We start from the raw sequence: 19,828 nt of genomic DNA, 5'->3' as shown, positions 1-19,828 counted from the left end.
CGTGGCGAATCTTCGAATCATTCTGGCTGACGACCATCCCTTCGCACTGCTGGGCTTCAGATCGACGCTGGCGGCTTGCAAGGATATTTCCATCGTCGGCGAAGCGCCCACGCCCACCGCGTTGCTCGCGCTGCTGCTGCGCACGCCGTGCGACGTGCTGGTCGTCGACCTGTCGATGCCGGAGACCCCCGGCGTCGAGGAGGACGGTGTGGACCTGATCAAGCGCATCCGCAACACGCGGCCCGCGCTGCGCCTGCTGGTGATGACCGCGCAGACCAACCCCGCGATCCTGCGCACGGTCGCCGCGGACGGCACCGTCAGTCTGTACAGCAAAAGCGACTCGCTCGCCGAACTGCCCGACGCGATTCGCGCGTGCGCGCGCGGGGGGCGTCACCTGAGCCCGTCGATGAGCGTGGCGCTCGAGCGCGCCTATCGGGACGGCAGCATGCTGGTCGGCGCGCTGCTGCTGACCAAACGGCAGAGCGAGATTCTGCGCCGGCTGGTCGACGGCGAGACTATCGACGAGATTGCGCTGGCGCTCGGCTGCCGGCGTCGCGCGGTCGCCAATCAGAAGCGTGAAGCGATGGCGCGGCTCGGCGTGCGCGACGAAGCCGCGCTGTTTTCGCGGATCCGCAGCAACGGGATGCTGTTTCACTGGCGCGAGCGCGAGTCCTGAACGGCGCTTCACCGGCTCAGCGGCGGCGAGGACGGTCCTCGACCGCCACCACCAATAACCGCCCCCAATGACCGTCACCCATAGCGGGCGGCGCGCGCACGCGCCAGCATCGTTGTCGACAGGATTCGGGGATGCTCCGTTGCGGGTAGCAGGGCTTGCCGGCAACGCAACAAAAAGAAAGAACAAGACAACGCATGAGAAAACTGCAAGTCGCACTGTCGCCGCACGACGGCTCGATGAGCGCGCGCGAGTGGGAAGTGTTCCAGCTCTATGCGCAAGGCCTGCCGGTGCGTGAGATCGCCGCGCGTCTGCACTGCAGCGTCAAGACGGTCAGCACGCACAAGCGCACCGCGATGCGCAAGCTCGGCCTCGATACGGAAGCCGAGCTGGCGAGGTACGCGAGGCAGATCGGATTGCTCCAGCTGATTTGATCTGGCGCAAACGTGATTCGATCATTCGCTTTTTTAGTACGAATACCGCACCCGACGGAGATTTCGTAGGACTTTTCCGATTGGCTGCCTGGGATGGCACCTCCTACATTGACCGCCTGACCGAAGCGCGTCGTTCGCGTGTTCCGCGATGCGGCAAATGCTTCGGCTTTTTCTTGATCCTGAGCTTCATCGTCCTGCGTTTCATCGCGTGCGAATACGGATCGGGAAATCGGCAGCGGATGCTTCGCGCAAGCGCGCGGCGCGTTCCGTTTTATGGCTGAACGAACAGGAGGGCGGATGGCTGGATTAGGCAAGCGATTGGGGTGCGAAGCGATGGGCACGGCGTGGCTCGTGTTCATCGGCTGCGGCAGCTCGGTGCTCGATACTCACCGGGTTCTGCAAGGCAGCGGCGTGCTGGAAATGTCGCTGGCATTTGGTCTGGCGCTCGTCACCGCCAGTTACGCGTTCGGCAAGGTGTCCGGCGCGCATTTCAACCCCGCGGTCACGGTCGGTTTCGCGGTCGCGAATCGCTTTCCGGTGCGCGACCTGCTGCCCTACATCGCCGCGCAGATTCTCGGCGCGTTGCTGGCCGCCGCGTTGCTCGCTCACATCGCGAGCGGGCGGCCGGGGTTCGAGCTGGCGGCGAGCGAATTCGCGGCGAACGGCTTCGGCGCCCATTCGCCCGCCGACTATCCGTTGCAGTCGGTGTTGGTGCTGGAGTTCGTGCTGTCGTTCGCGTTCGTCGCGGCGTGCCTGCTGACCGTCGCGCGCAAGGAGCTCGCGCCGCTGGCGCCGTTCATCTGCGGCTGCTCTCTGATGCTCGTCTACCTGATTTCGATTCCGGTCACCAACGGCTCCGCCAATCCTGCGCGCTCGACCGCTCAGGCGCTGTTCGTCGGCAACTGGGCGCTCGATCAGCTGTGGCTGTTCTGGGCCGCGCCGCTGGCCGCGGCGATTGCGGCCGGCCTGCTGGTGTCGTTTTTGAAGGGGCCGCCGGAGGTATCGGCACAGGCGCAGCGCGCCGACGGTCAGGTCGACCTCGCATGAGCGGGCAGCGCAGTGGCCGGCGCGTGGCCAACGCGGGTTGGTTGCGCGCGGCGGCGCGGCTGGCGGGGCGGTTCGCGTTACCGCGTTGGCTTGCCTGCGCTTTGCTGCTGGCTGCTTATGGCATCGCGGTACCGCCGGCCGCTGGCGGCGCGTCGCAGGGGCCGGCCGAACGCGCGGCGAGCCCCTTTCCCGCGCGCCTGACGGTCGGCATTCTCGCGGACGGCTGGCCGCCGTTCGACATCTCGCGGGACGGTCAACTGACCGGCATGAGCGGCGAGCTGCTGCGCGCGCTGGTGGGGCCGGACGTCGTCATCGAGACGAAGACGTTTGCCGACCTCGCGCAGATGCTCGCGGCCGCCTGCGCCGGCCAGGTCGATCTGCTGGCCAGCCTTCCGCGCACGCCCGAACGCGAACGCTGCCTGAGCTTCACCGCCCCGTATTTCCGCTCGTCCGTGTCGGCGGTCGTGCGACGCGGCGACGACCGTCACGCGAAACCGGCCGTGCCGGCCGGCACGCGGATCGCGGTCGAGCGCAGTTTTTCGCGCGAACGCCTGCTGCGCGCCGGGATGCCGCGCGCCGAACTCGTCACGTTTGCGAACACGCGTGAAGCGCTCGACGCGGTGCTGCGCGGCGCCGCCGACATCTACTTCGGCTCGACCGCGGTCGTCCAGTTCGAACTGGCGACCGACGCGTTTCGCGATCTGCGCGTGGCCTACGAGCAGCGCGGTAGCGCGCTCGACGTGCGCATCGCGGTGCCGCTCGCGCGCTCGGCGTTGCGCGATCAACTCGATCGCGCGCTCGCCGCGCTGAACCCGGCCGAAGCCGCGGCGATCCGCGCGCGCTGGCTGTCGGTCGACTTCGACGCGCGCTCGCTGCCGTCGGTGCTGTCGCTGCCGGATGCGCCGGGGTTCCGGCTTAGCGCGGACGAAAAGCGTTGGCTCGGCGCGCTGCCGCCGTTGCAGATCGGCTTCGACAGCGACTGGCATCCGTTCAGCTACGTCGACGGTCGCGGCCGGCCCGCCGGCCTGACCGCCGACTACCTCGCTTACCTGAGCAGCACGCTGGGCATCCAGTTCAGGCGCGCGCGCATCGACGACTGGGGCGCCACCGTCGAGGCGTTCCGGCGCGGCGAGCTCGCGATGCTGTCCACCGCGTCGAGCCGGGGGCCGCTGCTCGAGGGCGCCAGCCGCAGCCGCGTGTACGAAAGCACGCCGCTGGTGCTGGTTGGGCGCCGCGGCGCGGCGCCTATCAAAAAGCCGGGGGATTTCGCGAGCGCGCGTATCGTGATGTCGTCGCATGTGGCCGACTGGCTGCCTCTCGCGCTCGCGGCGGTGCCGCCCGAGCAGATCGTCGTCGCGCGCAGTGTCGGCGACGCGCTGCGCCAGGTGGCGAGCGGCGAGGCGGACGTGCTGGCCGGCAACGCGGCGGCGATCGGCGCGCAACTGCGACAGGGCTATCAGGGCGTGCTCGAGGAGCTCGGCACGCTCGGCGAAGCCGATTCGCTGTACTTCGCGGTGCGCGAGGACCTGAGCCCGCTCGTCAAGCTGATCGACCGCGCCTTGCAGGCGATGCCCGCCGCCGAAAAGCAGCGCATCCGCGACAAATGGGTGGGCGTCGACGAGCCGGCCGACGCGACGCTGAGCGTGTCGGCGATGCGCCTGCTGCCGGTGCTGATCGGCATCGGCGTCGTGCTGCTGGTCACGCTGCGCGCGTATCTGCTGTTGCAGCGAGAGGTCCGGCTGCGCAAGCAGACCGAGCGCGAGCTCGCGCTGCAGCTCAATTTCCAGGAAACGATGATGAAGACGGTGCCGTATCCGCTCATCGCCAAAGGCCTGGACGGGCGCTACATCGCGATCAACGAGGCGTACGAGAAAGCGTCCGGACTGAGCCGCGCGGCCGTGCTCGGGCGCACCACCACCGAGACCGGCGCGTGGGGCGAGGTCAACAGCCGCAAGCTCGACGACATCACGCGCGAGATTCTGGCCGGCGCGGACACGGCAAAGGTCGAGCTGCAATTCGAGGACGCCACCGGCGACCAGCGGCATGGCGTGTTCTGGACCCGCGTGTGCCACGGCAGCGACGGGCAGCCGGTGTGCGTGCTCGGCACGATGGTCGACATCACCGTGATCCGCCGCGCGCTCGAACGCGCGCGCAAAACCCAGCGGCGGCTGTTCGACGTCACCAGCTCGCTGCCCGCGGTGGTGTTCCAGTTGCGGCGCACGCCGGCCGGCGAGTACTCGTTTCCGTATATCGGCGGCGACACCCGTTCGCTGCTCGGCGCCGCGTGGCGCGGGCAACGCGCGCGGGTCGATTTCCGCCGCGTGGCGGAGGCGGACCGGGCAATGGTGATCGCCGAACTGGAGCGTTCCGCCAGCGCCGCGACGCCGGTGCATATCGAGTTTCGCCTCGACAGCGCGGGGCAGCACAAGTGGGTCCGCGCCGAACTGGTGCCGCGCCGCGACGCGGACGGCGGCGTGATGTGGAGCGGCTACTGGGTCGACGCGAGCGTCGAGCGCGCGCGGGCGGAGGAACTCGCGCGGGCGCGCGACGTGGCCGAGGCGGCCTCGCGTGCAAAAGACGATTTCTTCGCGATGATGAGCCACGAAATCCGCACGCCGATGAACGGCGTGCTGGGTCTCGTCGAAGTGCTCGAACGCACGCCGCTCAGCACCGACCAGAGCGAGATGCTCGGCATGATCGACGAATCGGCGGGCGCGCTGCTGCAGATTCTCGACGACCTGCTCGACTATTCGAAGATCGAAGCGGGCCGGCTCACGCTCGAAGCCGAGCCGCTCGATCTGCGCGAACTCGTCGATAACGCGGTCGGCTTGCTGGCCGGACGCGCTCATGAAAAGGGCTTGCGGGTGCGCGTCGAGATTGCGTCGGAGGTCGGCGCAACGCTGCTCGGCGACAGCGTTCGGCTGCGGCAGATTCTGTTCAACCTGGTCGGCAATGCGATCAAGTTCACTGCCCAGGGCGAGGTGGGCGTGAGCGTGGCGGTGCTCGAAGCGCACGACGCCGTGCCTGCGTCCGCATCCGCGCACCGCTTCGCGCAGACGCTCGAAATGATCGTGCACGACACCGGTATCGGCATTGCGCCGGACGTGCAGGCGCGCCTGTTCGAGCCGTTCGTGCAGGCCGAATCGTCGACCACCCGGCGCTTCGGCGGCACCGGGCTCGGCCTGACGATCTGCCGCAAGCTGATCGAGATGATGAACGGCACGCTCGAATTGCGCAGCGCCCCCGGGTGCGGGACCAGCATGATCGTGCGGCTGACGCTGCCGGTCGTCGCGCGGCACGCTGCGCCTGGCGGCTTGCGCGGCAAGCGCGGCGTCGTGATCGCGAGCGATCCGGGCATCGGTCGCGCTCTGGTGCAGTTCGGCACGGCGCTCGGGCTCGATTTGCACAGCATGGCAGCCGATGTGCCGGCGTTGCGCGAGCGCGCGGCGCTCGCCGACGCGCACCTGCTGTTCGTTTGCGACGGCGTGAAACTCGCGGCGCAGCCCGGTGCGGCGACGCGCATCGTCACGCTGAGCGACGAGCCGAGCCCAACCGGCTACCGGATTCTCGACGGCAACGTGCGACTGAGCGTCAATCCGCTGTCGTTGCGCGGTCTCGTCGCCGCGTGCACGGCCGCGCTGACGGGCGGCACGACGGGCGGCACGACGGCGGCGCGGCACGCGGGCGCAAGGCCGCTGGCGGCGCAACCCGCGATGCCGCCGCCGGATCGCGAACGGGCGCTCGCGCGCGGGCGGCTGATTCTGGTCGCGGAGGATCATCCGGTGAATCAGGAGTTGATTCGTCATCAGCTGGCGTTGCTCGGCTATGCGTGCGACATCGTGAGCGACGGCGCGCAAGCGCTCGCCGCGCTGCGGCGCACGAACTACGGCTGCCTGATCACCGATTGCCACATGCCGAATCTGTCCGGCTATGCGTTGACGCGGCGCATTCGCGCGGACGAGGCGCGCGCCGGCGGCGCGCGGCGTCTGCCGATTCTCGGCATCACCGCGAACACCGCACCCGACGATCTGCGGCAGTGCCGCGAGGCCGGCATGGACGACAGCCTGATCAAGCCGACCCGGCTGGCTACGCTGCGCGACTATCTGAGCCGCTGGTTCGACAGCGACGCCGGCACGGACGGCGACGCAGACGCAGACGCAGACGCAGACGCAGACGCAGACGCAGACGCAGACGCAGACGCAGACGGCGAGCGGCCAGCGGCGCCGGCGCAAGCGCACGCGCACGCGCAGGCGGCCGAAGAGTCGCCAACTGCACCGGCGCTATCGTCAAACGACTCGCCCGCGCTGCGGCCCGACCCCGCCGAACCGTTCGGATCGGCCGATCTCGCGCGAATGATGCGATTGTGGGGGAGTGAAGCGACGGTCAAGGCGCTGCTCGACTCGTTCGTTGCTTCGCTGCGCGACGATCTGAACGCGCTCGCGGCGCTGCTGGAGCAGGCGGAACTGATGGAGCAAGCGAAGCTGACGCCGTTACGCGAATGGCTGCATCGAGTGTCCGGAGCGGCGAGCGTGCTGCAATATGCGCCGCTGGTTCACGCGCTGGACGCATACCGGCAGGACCTCGCCGGAAGCTCGCCCGAGCAGTGGCGCGAGCGGGGTCGCGCGTTGCTCGAAACCATTACTGCGATGCTCGACGGTATCGAACAGCAGACGGCGTTGCTCGGATGACGAAGTGGCTCGCATCGCGCGGACACCGTGATCGCGTGCGCAAAAAACCGGCAATGCAAACGCTGAAGACGAAAAAAAACGCGGCCCGAAAGCCGCGTTAAAGATTTGGAGACATCCTTCGATGAAGGAGTCACTTCTCGCAGGCAGAAGCATACCAGGGATAACGCGACTTATTCATTACGAAATGTGCAATTAACTCTTCGGTTAAATCGCTTGAAACGCGGCGACCGGACCTCCAATCGTGCGCATTCGACACCTGTTTTTACGCACGTTTTGCGCATTGCACGCGCTTTTCGCTGCGAGCCGCATGTTTGAATTGTGCTTGACGATCGATGCGTTCGGCCTCGCGCAGCGGCGTGGCAATCGTGCGCGCAGGCCGGCGGGAGCCGCCCCGCAGCCGCCACCGGCGGCGAACGATTTGCACTAGTATGTGGAAGCTCCGCGCGGCTCAAGCGTCGCCGCGGCGGCGCATCGAAAAGTCCGGAGAAGACCATGCTTACGCTGCGAAAACTGAATTTGGCCGTGTTGTGGTGGGCGCTTGCATCGGGCGTTGCGTGCGCGGATACGGTCGAGTTGAAGGCGGCTCTCGAGCCGTCGAGCGAAGTGCCGCCGCGCGTGAGCCGCGGGCACGGCGTGCTGAACGCAACCTTCGACACCTCCAGCCAATCGCTGCAATGGACCATCACCTACGACGGCTTGAGCGGCCCGGCGACCGCCGCGCATTTTCACGGTCCCGCGCCGGTCGGTCAGAACGCGAAGGTCCAGGTGCCGATCGAGAAGAATGCGCTCGCGAGTCCGATCAAGGGCAGCGCGAAGCTGACCGAGCAGCAGATCACCGACCTGATGGCCGGACAGTGGTATTTCAACATCCATACTGCGCAGAATCCGATGGGCGAGATTCGCGGCCAGGTGTTGCCGGCGAACTAGTCGCATAGCCGCGCCTTCACGCTCGCCGCAACCGCAGCGTCGCGCGCGCAGCGATCGACCCAAACCGACGATTGGCGCGAACGACCCAACCCGCCGCGATTAGAACCCGCCACCCACCGGTGTCCCCGCCAACGCACGTACGATGACGGCACTTCAACGAAGGAAACGAAGGAGCATGTCCCGATGAGCTGGCAACGCGCGCTCGCCTGCTGGTATTTGCGGCGGAATTTCCGGCCGGAAACCCTCAAGCCGTCGATCAATGTCGACCGGGCTCGCGCGCTGACCGCGAAGCGCGTGTGGTCGCCGAAGGTGCCGCGCGGCTGGCGACTGCGCGAAAGCTACGGCGCCGCCGACGCGCCGCTCGTCGGCGAATGGTTCGAGCGCGCGGACCACGCACCGGCCAACGCACCGACCAACGCGGCCCCGCCCACCGTGCTGTATTGCCACGGCGGCGGCTATTACTTCTGCTCGCCGAGCGCGCATCGACCGCTGACCTTCGGACTCGCCACCCGCGCCGACGCGCGGCTCTTTTCCCTCGACTACCGCCTCGCGCCCGAGCATCGCTTCCCGGCCGCGCTCGACGACGCCACCGCCGCCTATCGCCAGTTGCTCGCGCGGGGTATCGCGCCGGGCTCGATCGTGATCGCGGGCGATTCGGCCGGCGGCGGGCTCGCGCTCGCCACGCTGGTCGCGCTGCGCGACGCCGGCGATCCGCTGCCCGCGGGCGGCCTGCTGTTCTCGCCGTGGACCGATCTCGCGACGACCGGCGCAAGCCTGCGCGGCAACGACGCGGTCGATCCAATGTTCTGCGGCGCGTCGATCGAACGCGCGGCGAAGATTTACCTCGGCGATGCGGCGCCGACCGATCCGTATGCGTCGCCGGTCTATGCACAGTTGCGCGGACTGCCGCCGCTGTTCATGCTGGCCGGCAGCACCGAAGTGCTGCTCGACGACGCGCGCCGGGTCGCCGACAACGCGCGCGCGGCCGGTGTCGAGTGCGAATGCGAGGTGTGGAAGGACGTGCCGCACGTGTGGCCGCTGTTCGCGCCGTTCATGCCGGAGGCGAACCGTGCACTCGATCGCGCGGCCGCGTTCGTGCGCCGCGCGACCGGCCGCGCCACCGCGGCGGCGGGTGCCGCGCAGGCCGCCTAAGCGTCGAGCGTAACGTCGAGCGTCTTATACACGGCCTCGATCGTTTGCTGGCCGTACTGCCGTTCGAGCCGCCGCACGGTGAAGTGGCCGTGCGCGACCTGCTGGAAGTGATCGATGAAGACCGTGTTGACCATCGCGCCGAGCACCGCGCCGATCGCCGGAATCGACTTGGCCGCGATCTGCTCGCTGACCTGCACGGAAAAACGCGCGGCGATCGCGTTCAGCAACCGCAGCAGCGCGGCCGAGCCGTGCGTCGTAAAACCCTTGCTCGCCACTTCCGACGACGCCTTCGACACCGCCTGCGCGAGCGCGCCGCGCATGAAGAAGTAGCCGAGGTCGGCGTCGTCGTCCTCGCTCGACGTGCCGCCCATGCCGAGCACGGTCAGACATTGCAGCTGGGTTTCGACCGAGGTCAGATCCTCGCCCTCGCTGCGTGCGATATCGCAGATCGAGCGGAACATCAGCGTGGTCGTGACCGGCAACTCGACCGGCAGCGCGAGCAGGCCGAACGCGCCGCCGGCCGCTCCGGTAGTCGCGACCGCGAACTTGTGCAGCAGATTGTTCGGCTTGTCGGGCGCGAGCTGCCGCGCGGCGTCGCGCCGGCCGAGCGTGCGCAGCGCGATCGCCAGGCATTTGCGCAGCGCGGCCTGGGTCGCATCGGACACTTTCTCGTTGGCGAACGCCGGAATGCGCGATAGCAGCTTCTCGATCGGCGCGCCGATGACGCTCGCGAGTTTCATCGTCAGCGCGGGGCTTTCGAGCTGGTGTTTCGCGCGCCGCAGCGCGTTCAGATCCTGTTCCGATAAGGTTTGGGCGGCGAGCGGACTCGGCTGCATGGCACTCCCTGACGTCGTCTTGTGGGTGATGTGGAGCAGTGTAACGGCGCGTTGCGGGGCGCCGACACGTCCGGTTTAGAGCCTCGCACCGTGATATGATTCCGCATCCTTTGACAAGTCAACTTTTGCTCTATCAAAAATGGCTGTCCACACCGCCGCCCACCATTCGAGCGGGCAAGTTCTACCGTTCCGCGAATCCCTGCTGGCCATGCTCGGCATTTCGTTCGTCACGATGCTGGTCGCGCTCGACCAGACCGTGGTCGGCACCGCGCTGCCCACCATCGTGTCCGAACTGCGCGGCTTCGAGCTGTACGCATGGGTCGCGACCTCGTATCTGCTGACCTCGGTGATCACCGTGCCGATCTTCGGGCGGCTCGGCGATTACTACGGGCGCAAGCCGTTCGTGATCGCCTCGATCGTCGTGTTCACCGGCGCGTCGGTGCTGTGCGGCGCGGCCAACAGCATGATGTTCCTCGTGCTCGCGCGCGGCCTGCAGGGGATCGGCGGCGGGATGCTGGTCGGCACCGCGTTCGCGTGCATTCCCGATCTGTTTCCCGACTCGGTCGTGCGCTTGCGCTGGCAGGTGCTGATGAGCTCGGCGTTCGGCATCGCCAACGCGATCGGCCCGTCGCTCGGCGGTTTTCTGACCCAGTACTACGGCTGGCGCTCGGTGTTCTACGTGAATCTGCCGGTCGGCCTGCTGTCGCTGTTTTTCGTCTGGCGCTTCCTGCCGCATCTGCGCCACGTCGCGCACACCGGCAAGATGCGGCTCGACTGGCCCGGTGCGCTGCTGATCGCGGTCACGCTCGGCTCGCTGCAACTGTTCGTCGAACTGCTGCCCAAGCATGGGATCACGCTCAGTGCGTTGGCACTGCTCGGGCTCAGCGTCGCTTCGGCGATCGCGCTGTGGCAGTGGGAAAAGCGCTGCCCGACCGCGATCCTGCCCCTCGATATGTTCCGCAACCGCAGTCTCGCCGCGCTGTTCACGCTGGCCGTGCTCGGCGGCTTCACGATGTTCTCGCTGCTGTTCTACGCGCCGCTGCTGTTCCAGGGCGGCTTCGGGATGTCGCCGAAAGAAGCGGGGCTGGTGATCACGCCGCTGGTCGTGTTCATCACGATCGGCAGCATCGCGAACGGGCGCGTCGTGTCGCGCGTGAAGAATCCGAATCTGATGCTGTACATCGGCTTCTCGATGATCGCGTTGTCCTGTCTCGGCGTGGTCGTCGCGACCCGTTCGATGCAGCAATGGGTGCTGATGTCGTTCATGGTGGTCGGCGGCCTCGGCCTCGGTTTCGTGATGCCGAACCTGACGATCTTCGCGCAGCAGAGCGCCGGCCGCGAGCACCTGGGCATCGCGACCGCGCTGCTGCAATCGTTGCGGATGATCGGCGGGATGATTGGCACCGCGCTGACCGGCACGCTGGTCACGCACATGTACCGCAGCGGCGTGCGCGGCGCGCTGGATAGCGCCGGCGCGACCCACTGGTTCGCCGATCTGGGCGATCCGCAGATCCTGATCAACCGCGATGCGCAGGCGAGCGTCGTCACGCAGCTCGCGCAAGCCGGGCACAACGGCGCAATGCTGCTCGAAAGCGCGCGCGAGGCGCTGGTCGGCGCGATCCACCTCGGCCTCGCGATGGCCGCGCTGATCGCGGTCGTGTCGGTGTGGCAAAGCCGCCGGGTGCCGCCGATCAAGCTGCAGCGCAAGCTCGAGCCGGTGGTTCACGCGGACTGATTTTTTGACTTGGTGTTTGGCAGGGAAAACATGGAAGAACAGGACCGCGTCGCCGTCATGCAGCAGTTCGGTCGCACGTATCGGGTGTTCATGTCGGCATTCGAGGCCCAGGTGGGCCATCCGTTGCCGCGCTGGCGCATTCTGCTGTCGCTGCATGAACTGGGCGAATCGTCTCAGAAGCGGCTGGTCGAGCGCTTGCGCGTCGATCCGGGCGCGCTCACGCGGCAACTGAAGACGCTCGAAGGGATGGGCTGGATCGCGCGCAGCATGGATACGCGCGACAACCGCGTGACCAATGTGCGCCTGACCGAGGCCGGGCAGGCGGCGACGGAAGAGAGCCTGCCGCGCCGCAATGCGTTCTTGCACGACACGATGGCGTCGTTGCCGGACGAGGCGCTCGGCGCGCTGTCGGGCGCGCTGAAGATGCTGGAGGCGCGAATCGGCGAGGTGATGGCGAACGCCGCCTCGACGGCCGCGGGCGCCGCTGCCAATGCCGCGCAGGCGGGCGCCGGCGACGAAGTCGCGTAACACACGCATCGTTCGCGCGCCGCGCAGGGCGATAAAAAGGCTGTGGACTGAAGGTCCACAGCCTTTTTTTATTTGCAAGGCGCGCGGCGGCGCGCTCCGCTCAGAAGAACGTTTCGATCACTTCCTTCACGCGATACTGCGGATCGACGACCAGCACCTGCTTCCATTTGTCGAAGGTCAGGCACGGGTGCGAGATGTCGAACGCGATCATGTCGCCCACTTTCAGATCGGCGCTGGCGGGAATCCGCAGATAGGCGTGCTGATCCATCAGACCGAAGATTTCCCAGCCCTCGCTCGCGGCGACGTCGCGCGGCGCGTCGGTGCCCGGCCGGTAGTGGCGGGCCGGCTCCGGCATCCCCGCGTCGAATGCGGAGTCGCGTTTGCCGAGGCCGATGATCGCGCGATCGGGCTCCGGAATCGACTGCACGTATGCCCACAATTGCAGCGCCGGCAGCAGTCCCTCGCCCATTTTCTTCGCGACCGGATTGCGCTTGAAGATGTCGGTCTGCGCCTTGCGATAGATGCCGACGTCGTGGGTCAGATAGCAGCCGGGGCGCAGCACGACCTCGACCTTGCCGCTTTGGGTGGCCTGCGCGAATTCTTCGGCGACCACGTCGTACCACGCGGAGCCCGCGCCCGACAGCACGGCCGGCGTGCGCGCGAAGCGGCCTTGTTCGACCAGTTCGCGGGTAATCGCGACCGCGCCTTGCAGGAACGCGCGCACCTCGGCTTCTTCTTTCAGCACACCTTCATACACCTCGACGCCCGCGAGCCTGATTACATCCGGATAGCGGGCGATCGCGTCGAGCACCGCGTTGCGCTGCGCGTCGTCGCGCACACCGGTGCGGCCGCCCGGCACGCCCAGTTCGAGCAGCACCTGCAACGGCTTTTTCACCGACGTGAAGAACTTGCCGAGTTGCTCGACGCCCTCAGCCGAATCGACGAGGCAGAAAAATTCGAAGTCGGGATCACTGAGCAATTCGGCGATCATCATCATGTTGCGGCGGCCGACCAGCTGGTTCGCCATCAGGATGCGCGACACCCCGCCGTGATAGGCGGCGCGCACCTGGTGCGCGGTCGCGAGCGTGATGCCCCACGCGCCGGTTTCGAGCTGGCGGCGAAACAGTTGCGGCGCCATCGTGGTCTTGCCGTGCGGCGCGAGCTTCACGCCGTATTCGGCGACGAACGCCTGCATCCACTTCAGGTTGTGCTCGACGCGATCCGCGTACAGCACCGCGGCCGGCAGGCTCACGTCTTCGTCGAGCAGATTCCATTCGAGGCGCGCGGCATCCGTGAGCTGGATGCTGGTGCCCGGAACCATGCCCAAGCCCTTGCTATAAGGATCAATCGTCGCGCCCTGATAGTTTGTAACTTTCATGTCTCCGTGCTCCATCGTGCGGTTAAATTGAATCGGGATTTGACTTTATCATGTTACCGAAAGTACGATGTTCGCACGAATGTTATTTAGTACCACGTCTTTCGCGCGGCTTGCATCGGGCCGCTGAAGCCAGTTCGCCAACCCGCCGCCCGCCATGAACACTAGCGCCGAACCGCTGGCTTTCGACATCGTCGCGCGCATCGCCGAATGCGCGCCCGAGTTGCGTTCGGCCGAGCGCAAGGTCGCCGCGCTGATTCTGGACGACCTCACCGGCGCGTCGCGCGCGAGCATCGGCGCGCTCGCGCAACAGGCCGGGGTCAGCATCGCGACCGTCACGCGTTTCGCGAAGGCGGTCGGCTGCCGCGACGTGCGCGAACTGAAGCTGCGGCTCGCGCAGGCGGCCGCGGTCGGCCAGCGGTTTCTGGAGCGCGACGCAGCAAGTGACGCACCCGAGCCGATCGCCACTCGCGTGTTCGACGAACTGCAAACCGCGCTCGCGCACAACCACCAGCTGCTGCGCCAGGCGCCGCTCGCCGAAGCGGCGGCCGCGCTGCGCGCCGCGCGGATGATCTACGTGTTCGGCATGGGCGGCGGCTCGACCGCCTTGGCCGACGAAATGCGTTTCCGGCTCGTGCGGCTCGGCCGGCCGGTCGCGACCTATCAGGACGGCCTGTTGCAGCGAATGGTCGCGAGCACGGTGTCGCGCGACTGCGTGGTGCTCGCGCTGTCGACCACCGGGCGCGTGCCCGAACTGCTCGAAAACTGCCGGATCGCGCGCAGCTACGGCGCGACGGTGATTGCGCTGACCGCGCCGGCCTCGCCGCTCGCGAAGCTGGCCGACTGGGTGATCCCAATCGTCGCGTTCGAAACCGATTTCATTTACAAGCCGTCGTCGTCCCGTTACGCGATGATGATGGCGCTCGACGTACTCGTCACCGAACTCGCGGTCAGCCAGGGCGACGAGAGCCGTGAACTGCTGCGCCGCATGAAGCACGCGCTCGACGCGCACCGCGGCGGCGGCGACCGACAACCGTTAGGAGACTGAACCATGCATTCGCATCCCGAAGCCGCCGATACGCTGATCGTCGGCGCGCAACTGTACGACGGCACCGGCGCGCCGCCGGTCGAGCGCGACGTGGCGATCCGCGACGGGCGCATCGTCGCGATCGGCAATCTGTCGAACTGGCTTGCGGAAGAGGTGATCGAGGCCGACGGGCGCGCGCTGGCGCCGGGTTTCATCGACGTGCACACGCACGACGACACCCACGTGATCCGCTCGCCGCAGATGTTGCCGAAGATCACTCAGGGCGTGACCACGGTGATCGTCGGCAATTGCGGGATCAGCGCGTCGCCGGTGTCGCTGAAGGGCGATCCGCCCGATCCGATGAACCTGCTCGGCGAGCGCGACGCGTTCCAATATCCGACCTTCGCCGCCTATGTGGACGCGGTCAACGCCGCGCGCCCGGCGGTCAACGTCGGCGCGCTGATCGGCCATACCGCGCTGCGCAACAACCAGATGGACCGGCTCGACCGCGCGGCAACTTCGCAGGAAATCGACGGCATGCGCGTGCAGCTCGAAGAAGCGCTCGAACACGGCGCGCTGGGCTTGAGTTCGGGGCTCGCGTACGGCTCGGCGTTCGCCGCGCCGACCGAGGAGGTGATGGCGCTCGCCGAGCCGCTCGCGCTCGCCGGCGCGCTGTACACCACACATATGCGCACCGAGTTCGACGCGATTCTCGACGCGATGGACGAGGCGTACCAGGTCGGCCGCCATGCGCGCGTGCCGGTCGTGATCTCGCATCTGAAGTGCGCGGGGCCGTCGAACTGGGGGCGCAGCGTCGAGGTGCTGAAGTCGCTCGAAGGCGCGCGCGGCTCGCAGCCGGTCGGCTGCGACTGCTATCCGTACAACCGCAGTTCGTCGACGCTCGATCTGAAGCAGGTGACCGGCGACATCGACATCACGATTACGTGGTCGGAGCCGCATCCGGAAATGGCCGGCAAGCTGATCAAGGAGATCGCGGCCGAGTGGGGCGTGTCGCAACAGGAGGCCGGCAAGCGCCTGCAACCGGCGGGCGCGGTCTATCACAACATGTCGGAAGACGACGTGCGGCGCATCCTGTCGCATCCGGCGACGATGGTCGGCTCCGACGGTCTGCCGAACGATCCGCTGCCGCATCCGCGGCTGTGGGGTGCGTTTCCGCGCGTGCTCGGCCATTACGTGCGCGATGCCGGCCTGCTACCGCTCGAAGAGGCGGTCCGCAAGATGACCAGCCTGTCCGCGCGCCGCTTCGGGCTCGCGCAGCGCGGCGAGGTGCACGTCGGCTATCACGCGGATCTGGTGCTGTTCGACCCGGCCAAGGTGCTCGACGTCGCGACCTTCGACAAGCCGCAGCAGGCGGCGGCCGGCATCGATGCGGTGTGGGTGAATGGCGTGCTCACGTATCGCGACGGCGCGGTGACCGGCGAACGGGCCGGCCGTTTCGTCGCGCGCGGCGCGGTGCCGAAGGCCGACTCACCGCACGCGTTCTGATTTTTTCTCGAATCGATTGATGGTGGCACGCGCGGCGACGGCGCCGCGCGGATGCCCGACTTTTTAAGGAGTGTGACGATGAAGCGATATGGGGTGGAAGGCGGCAAGGGTACCGGCGGTCAGGTGATGCCCTTTGCGCGCGCGGTCGAAGCGGACGGCTGGCTGTTCGTGTCGGGCCAGACGCCGATGGAAAACGGCGAAGTGATCAACGGCGGCATCGTCGAGCAATCGCACAAGGCGATCCAGAATGTGTTCGCGATCCTGAAGGAAGCCGGCTACGGCGCCGAGCACGTGGTGCGCTGCGGCGTGTGGCTCGACGATCCGCGCGACTTCGCGTCGTTCAACAAGGTGTTTCGCGAGTACTTCGGCGAAAACCCGCCGGCGCGCGCGTGCGTCGTATCGTCGATGGTGATCGACTGCAAGGTCGAGGTGGACTGCGTCGCGTATAAGAAGCCGGCGGCCTGAGCGGCTTAGCTGAGACGCAGAAAACGGCAGGGGCGCCGGGGACCATGATGGTCCCCGGCGCCCCTGTTGCGTTTGCGGCTGTACGCGCGGTTCAGCCGCGCTCGCTCACTGCCGCGCGAGCCGCAGATTGTCCGGCATCGGCGAGTTGTAATTGGTGCGGAACGGATTGATATCGAGCCCGCCGCGCCGCGTGTAGCGCGCGTACACCGCGAGCTTCAACGGTTTGCACATCTTCATGATGTCGACGAAGATCCGCTCGACGCATTGCTCGTGAAAGCCGGTGTGATTGCGGTACGAGATGATGTAGCGCAACAGGCTCGCCTGATCGATCTGCGGACCCGCGTAATGAATCTGCACGCTGCCCCAGTCGGGCTGGCCGGTCACCGGGCAGTTCGACTTCAGCAGGTTCGAGAACAGCGTTTCCTCGACCGGCGCTTCGTCGTGCGCGGCGCTCAGCAGCGACGCGTCCGGCTGATAGATGTGCGCATCGAGTTCGAGCCGGTCGAGCGACAGACCGTCGAATTCTTCCATCTTCAGTTTGGCGAATTCATGCGGGGTGGCCAGATGCACCGACACGGTCGCGCCGCACGACGCGGACACGTCGCGCTTGATCGTGTCGCGCACATTTTCGACCGACTCGAACGCGGTTTGCGCGAACGAGCCGAGATACAGCTTGAACGACTTCGACTCGACGATGTTCGGCGAATCGGCCGGCACGAAGAAGGTCGCGACCGCGATCTGCGGCTTGCCGCGCGTGTTCAGCCACGACAGTTCGTACGCGTTCCAGATGTCGGTGCCGAAAAACGGCAGGCGCGCGCCGATGCCGATCGCCTCGCGCGCGTTGCTGCGGGCGATCGGGAACAGCAGCGTCGGGTCATATTGTTCGGTGTAAGTCGAGGACTTACCCAGCGGGGATTGTTCGGGTGTCATGATGCATTCACGATGCCACTCAGCACGTGCCCGGTCGCCGTTACGACGCGGGCCGATTCGCAGTGGCCAAGCTGGTCGTCGAAGAAAAAGTCCGGCTCGAACTCGCGCAGGAACGCGCTTTTGTCGAGGCCGCCGAGGAACATCGCTTCGTCGATTTCGATGTTCCAGGCCATCAGGGTGCGGATCGCGCGCTCATGCGCGGGCGCCGAGCGGGCGGTAACGAGAGCCGTGCGAATCCGCATTTGCGCGGCGCTGTCCGCGAGTTTCTGCAGACGATGCAGCGCTTCGAGCAGCGGCTTGAGCGGGCCGTCCGCGAGCGGCAGGTGCTTGTTGTCGATCTCGTGACTGACGAATGCACGCAGGCCGTCGTTCTGGAAGATCCGCTCCGCTTCGTCGGAAAACAATACCGCGTCGCCGTCGAACGCAATGCGGATTTCGTCCGGGTACTTGCCCGCCATTTTCGCCGATTCCGGCAATACGCGCGCGGCCGGAAAACCGGCGGCAAGCGCATCGCGCACGTCCTGCTGATTCGCGGACAGAAACAACGACGCATTGAGCGGCTTCAGATAACCGAACGGCGGGCGGCCGCGCGTGAACACGCCGCGCTCGACCGCGAGGCCGTGTTCGCGGCACGAATGAAACGCGCGCAGACCGCTGATCGGATCGCTGCGCGACAGGATCACCACTTCAACGCGATGGCCGCCGGTGTTCAGCGCGAGCAGCTTGCGGATCAGCGGAAACGCGACGCCCGGCTTGGCGGGCACGTGCAGGCGCTCGCGTTGCAGCGCCTCGTACGCGCGCAGGTCGCCGGCCTCGTACACGCGGTTCTCCTCTTCGAAGTCGAACAGCGCGCGCGACGAGATCGCGACGACCAGTTTGTCGGCGAGTGATATCGGCATCGATACGTTCCGGTGTCCGAATAAATCAGCCAAGAAACAACCGGTAGACCGGATTTTTGGTCTCTTCCCAGTTCGGATAACCGAGCGTCGCGAGGAAGCGGTCGAACTGCGCGTTCTCGCTTTCGGGCACCTGAATACCGACCAGAATCGAGCTGTAATCCGCGCCCTGGTTGCGGTAGTGGAACAGGCTGATATTCCAGTTCGGCGCCATCGACGACAGGAACTTCATCAACGCGCCCGGCCGTTCCGGAAACTCGAAGCGGAACAGACGCTCGTCGTGCGCGAGTGGCGAGCGGCCGCCGACCATGTAGCGGATGTGCTGCTTCGACAGTTCGTCGAAGGTCAGATCGACGGTCGGGAAGCCGTGCGCTTCGAACGCGCCGGCAATCTGCGCGGACTCGCTGCGATTGCGGATCTGCACGCCGACGAAGATGTGTGCGCAATTGGCATCGGCGATCCGGTAGTTGAACTCGGTCACACTGCGCGTGCCGACCAGTTCGCAGAAGCGTTTGAAGCTGCCGCGCTCTTCCGGGATCGTCACTGCGAAGACCGCTTCGCGTGCTTCGCCGACTTCCGCGCGTTCGGCGACGAAACGCATCCGGTCGAAGTTCATGTTCGCGCCCGACGTGATCGCGATCAACGTCTGGTTCTCGATGCCCTCGCGCTCCGCGTACTGCTTCAGACCGGCCACGGCCAAAGAACCCGCCGGTTCGAGCACGCTGCGGGTGTCCTGGAACACGTCCTTGATTGCCGCGCACAGAGCATCGGTATTCACGAGCAGCACGTCGTCGAGGTATTCGCTGCACAGGCGGAAGGTTTCCTCGCCGACCAGCTTTACTGCCGTGCCGTCGGAGAACAGGCCCACTTCGTTCAGCGTCACGCGCTCGCCGGCTTTCAGCGATGCGGCCATCGCGCACGAATCGTCGGTCTGCACGCCGATCACCTTGATCTCCGGACGCACGGACTTCACGTACGCGGCCACGCCGGCCGCCAGTCCGCCGCCGCCGATCGGCACGAAGATCGCGTGAATCGGCCCCTGATGCTGACTGAGGATTTCCATCGCGACCGTGCCCTGACCGGCGATCACATACGGATCGTCGAACGGGTGCACGAAGGTCAGCCCGCGCTCTTCCTGCAACTTGACCGCGTTCGTGTACGCATCGCTATACGACTCGCCGTGCTGCACGACCTCGACGGTCGGGCCGCCATGCGTGCGGATCGCATCGACCTTCACCTGGGGCGTCGTCACCGGCACGACGATGATCGCCTTCACGCCCATCCGCGCCGCCGACAACGCGACACCCTGCGCATGATTGCCCGCCGATGCGGTGATCACGCCGCGCGCGAGCGCATCGGCCGGAATATGCGCCATCTTGTTGTACGCGCCGCGCAGCTTGAACGAGAACACCGGCTGGTTGTCCTCGCGCTTCAGATACACCGGGTTATGCAGCCGCGCGGACAGATTCGGCGCGCGTTCGAGTTCGGTCTCGCGCGCGACGTCGTAGACGCGGGCGGTCAGGGTCTTTTTCAGGTAGTCGTGGGAGGCCATACGGGTGGCGCGGGGCGCTGTGTGAGACGGGAAAGCGCCAATGATAGCGCCAACGGT

16 protein-coding genes and 1 pseudogene are annotated in these 19,828 nt (G+C 66.7%); 12 read left to right on the top strand and 5 right to left on the bottom strand.

The window, feature by feature from the left end; all coding sequences use genetic code 11:
• Nucleotide 1 precedes the first annotated feature (1 nt).
• The 7 genes and pseudogenes from LJ656_RS05405 to LJ656_RS05375 all read left to right on the top strand — a co-directional run bounded on the left by LJ656_RS05405 (nt 2) and on the right by LJ656_RS05375 (nt 8,921).
• Nucleotides 2–676 (top strand): response regulator, encoded by a 675-nt coding sequence (locus LJ656_RS05405; RefSeq protein WP_230508239.1) that lies wholly within the window; start codon nt 2–4, stop codon nt 674–676.
• A 230-nt stretch (nt 677–906) separates the two neighbouring features.
• Nucleotides 907–1,107 (top strand): annotated as a pseudogene (locus tag LJ656_RS05400) (response regulator transcription factor); the annotation flags it as partial.
• An 80-nt stretch (nt 1,108–1,187) separates the two neighbouring features.
• Nucleotides 1,188–1,388, top strand: a complete 201-nt coding sequence (locus LJ656_RS05395) for a hypothetical protein (protein ID WP_230508238.1) — start codon at nt 1,188–1,190, stop codon at nt 1,386–1,388.
• A 16-nt stretch (nt 1,389–1,404) separates the two neighbouring features.
• Entirely contained in the window at nt 1,405–2,154 is a 750-nt protein-coding gene (aqpZ, locus tag LJ656_RS05390; RefSeq protein WP_230508237.1) for an aquaporin Z, read from the top strand.
• On the top strand, nt 2,151–6,842 hold the full coding sequence (locus LJ656_RS05385) for an ATP-binding protein (protein ID WP_230508236.1): 4,692 nt from the start codon (nt 2,151–2,153) through the stop codon (nt 6,840–6,842). Before aqpZ ends, LJ656_RS05385 begins: the two co-directional genes overlap by 4 nt.
• Nucleotides 6,843–7,334: 492 nt before the next feature.
• Entirely contained in the window at nt 7,335–7,769 is a 435-nt protein-coding gene (locus LJ656_RS05380) for a CHRD domain-containing protein (protein ID WP_230508235.1), read from the top strand.
• Nucleotides 7,770–7,952: 183 nt separating this feature from the next.
• A complete protein-coding gene (locus LJ656_RS05375) occupies nt 7,953–8,921 on the top strand; it encodes an alpha/beta hydrolase (protein WP_230508234.1) in 969 nt (322 codons plus the stop codon).
• On the opposite strand, the gene LJ656_RS05370 is transcribed toward LJ656_RS05375, so the two are convergent.
• Nucleotides 8,918–9,757 (bottom strand): EcsC family protein, encoded by an 840-nt coding sequence (locus LJ656_RS05370; RefSeq protein WP_230508233.1) that lies wholly within the window; start codon nt 9,755–9,757, stop codon nt 8,918–8,920. The genes LJ656_RS05375 and LJ656_RS05370 overlap by 4 nt on opposite strands.
• A 139-nt stretch (nt 9,758–9,896) precedes the next feature.
• On the opposite strand from LJ656_RS05370, the gene LJ656_RS05365 reads away from it, so the two are divergent.
• Both LJ656_RS05365 and LJ656_RS05360 read left to right on the top strand, forming a co-directional pair.
• Complete coding sequence (locus LJ656_RS05365; RefSeq protein ID WP_230508232.1) at nt 9,897–11,492, top strand: MFS transporter; 1,596 nt, start codon at nt 9,897–9,899, stop codon at nt 11,490–11,492.
• Between the two features lie 30 nt (nt 11,493–11,522).
• On the top strand, nt 11,523–12,020 hold the full coding sequence (locus LJ656_RS05360; RefSeq protein WP_230508231.1) for a MarR family winged helix-turn-helix transcriptional regulator: 498 nt from the start codon (nt 11,523–11,525) through the stop codon (nt 12,018–12,020).
• Nucleotides 12,021–12,120: 100 nt separating this feature from the next.
• On the opposite strand, the gene LJ656_RS05355 is transcribed toward LJ656_RS05360, so the two are convergent.
• Nucleotides 12,121–13,398 carry an amino acid deaminase gene (locus LJ656_RS05355; protein WP_230508230.1) on the bottom strand — a complete coding sequence of 426 codons (1,278 nt, stop codon included), beginning with the start codon at nt 13,396–13,398 and terminating at the stop codon, nt 12,121–12,123.
• Nucleotides 13,399–13,552: 154 nt separating this feature from the next.
• On the opposite strand from LJ656_RS05355, the gene LJ656_RS05350 reads away from it, so the two are divergent.
• The 3 genes from LJ656_RS05350 to LJ656_RS05340 all read left to right on the top strand — a co-directional run bounded on the left by LJ656_RS05350 (nt 13,553) and on the right by LJ656_RS05340 (nt 16,393).
• Nucleotides 13,553–14,443 (top strand): MurR/RpiR family transcriptional regulator, encoded by an 891-nt coding sequence (locus LJ656_RS05350; RefSeq protein ID WP_230508229.1) that lies wholly within the window; start codon nt 13,553–13,555, stop codon nt 14,441–14,443.
• A gap of 3 nt (nt 14,444–14,446) precedes the next feature.
• On the top strand, nt 14,447–15,928 hold the full coding sequence (locus LJ656_RS05345) for an N-acyl-D-amino-acid deacylase family protein (protein ID WP_230508228.1): 1,482 nt from the start codon (nt 14,447–14,449) through the stop codon (nt 15,926–15,928).
• Nucleotides 15,929–16,006: 78 nt separating this feature from the next.
• A complete protein-coding gene (locus tag LJ656_RS05340) occupies nt 16,007–16,393 on the top strand; it encodes a RidA family protein (RefSeq protein ID WP_008923846.1) in 387 nt (128 codons plus the stop codon).
• A 105-nt stretch (nt 16,394–16,498) separates the two neighbouring features.
• Here the strand turns inward: LJ656_RS05340 and queF are convergent, their stop codons facing one another.
• Genes queF through ilvA form a run of 3 tightly spaced genes read right to left on the bottom strand, consistent with a single transcriptional unit; the run spans nt 16,499 to nt 19,813 of the window.
• Nucleotides 16,499–17,323, bottom strand: a complete 825-nt coding sequence (gene queF / locus LJ656_RS05335) for an NADPH-dependent 7-cyano-7-deazaguanine reductase QueF (RefSeq protein ID WP_230508227.1) — start codon at nt 17,321–17,323, stop codon at nt 16,499–16,501.
• Complete coding sequence (locus LJ656_RS05330; RefSeq protein ID WP_230508226.1) at nt 17,320–18,222, bottom strand: 5'-nucleotidase; 903 nt, start codon at nt 18,220–18,222, stop codon at nt 17,320–17,322. Before LJ656_RS05330 ends, queF begins: the two co-directional genes overlap by 4 nt.
• Before the next feature lie 25 nt (nt 18,223–18,247).
• Entirely contained in the window at nt 18,248–19,813 is a 1,566-nt protein-coding gene (gene ilvA / locus LJ656_RS05325; RefSeq protein WP_329958819.1) for a threonine ammonia-lyase, biosynthetic, read from the bottom strand.
• Nucleotides 19,814–19,828 lie beyond the last annotated feature (15 nt).

The organism is Paraburkholderia sejongensis, from assembly GCF_020880815.1.
Lineage (GTDB): Bacteria > Pseudomonadota > Gammaproteobacteria > Burkholderiales > Burkholderiaceae > Paraburkholderia > Paraburkholderia sejongensis.
The sequence above is the reverse complement of the archived record's forward strand: the minus strand, read 5'-3'. Positions and strand labels throughout refer to the sequence as shown.

Excerpts from the sequence above, each read along its gene's own strand:
- LJ656_RS05385 (WP_230508236.1), top strand. The coding sequence starts at position 2,151 with ATGAGCGGGCAGCGCAGTGGCCGGCGCGTGGCCAACGCGGGTTGGTTG.
- LJ656_RS05355 (WP_230508230.1), bottom strand. The coding sequence starts at position 13,398 with ATGAAAGTTACAAACTATCAGGGCGCGACGATTGATCCTTATAGCAAG.
- queF (WP_230508227.1), bottom strand. The coding sequence starts at position 17,323 with ATGACACCCGAACAATCCCCGCTGGGTAAGTCCTCGACTTACACCGAA.
- LJ656_RS05360 (WP_230508231.1), top strand. The coding sequence starts at position 11,523 with ATGGAAGAACAGGACCGCGTCGCCGTCATGCAGCAGTTCGGTCGCACG.
- LJ656_RS05375 (WP_230508234.1), top strand. The coding sequence starts at position 7,953 with ATGAGCTGGCAACGCGCGCTCGCCTGCTGGTATTTGCGGCGGAATTTC.
- LJ656_RS05365 (WP_230508232.1), top strand. The coding sequence starts at position 9,897 with ATGGCTGTCCACACCGCCGCCCACCATTCGAGCGGGCAAGTTCTACCG.
- LJ656_RS05370 (WP_230508233.1), bottom strand. The coding sequence starts at position 9,757 with ATGCAGCCGAGTCCGCTCGCCGCCCAAACCTTATCGGAACAGGATCTG.
- LJ656_RS05330 (WP_230508226.1), bottom strand. The coding sequence starts at position 18,222 with ATGCCGATATCACTCGCCGACAAACTGGTCGTCGCGATCTCGTCGCGC.
- LJ656_RS05345 (WP_230508228.1), top strand. The coding sequence starts at position 14,447 with ATGCATTCGCATCCCGAAGCCGCCGATACGCTGATCGTCGGCGCGCAA.
- aqpZ (WP_230508237.1), top strand. The coding sequence starts at position 1,405 with ATGGCTGGATTAGGCAAGCGATTGGGGTGCGAAGCGATGGGCACGGCG.
- LJ656_RS05380 (WP_230508235.1), top strand. The coding sequence starts at position 7,335 with ATGCTTACGCTGCGAAAACTGAATTTGGCCGTGTTGTGGTGGGCGCTT.
- LJ656_RS05340 (WP_008923846.1), top strand. The coding sequence starts at position 16,007 with ATGAAGCGATATGGGGTGGAAGGCGGCAAGGGTACCGGCGGTCAGGTG.
- LJ656_RS05350 (WP_230508229.1), top strand. The coding sequence starts at position 13,553 with ATGAACACTAGCGCCGAACCGCTGGCTTTCGACATCGTCGCGCGCATC.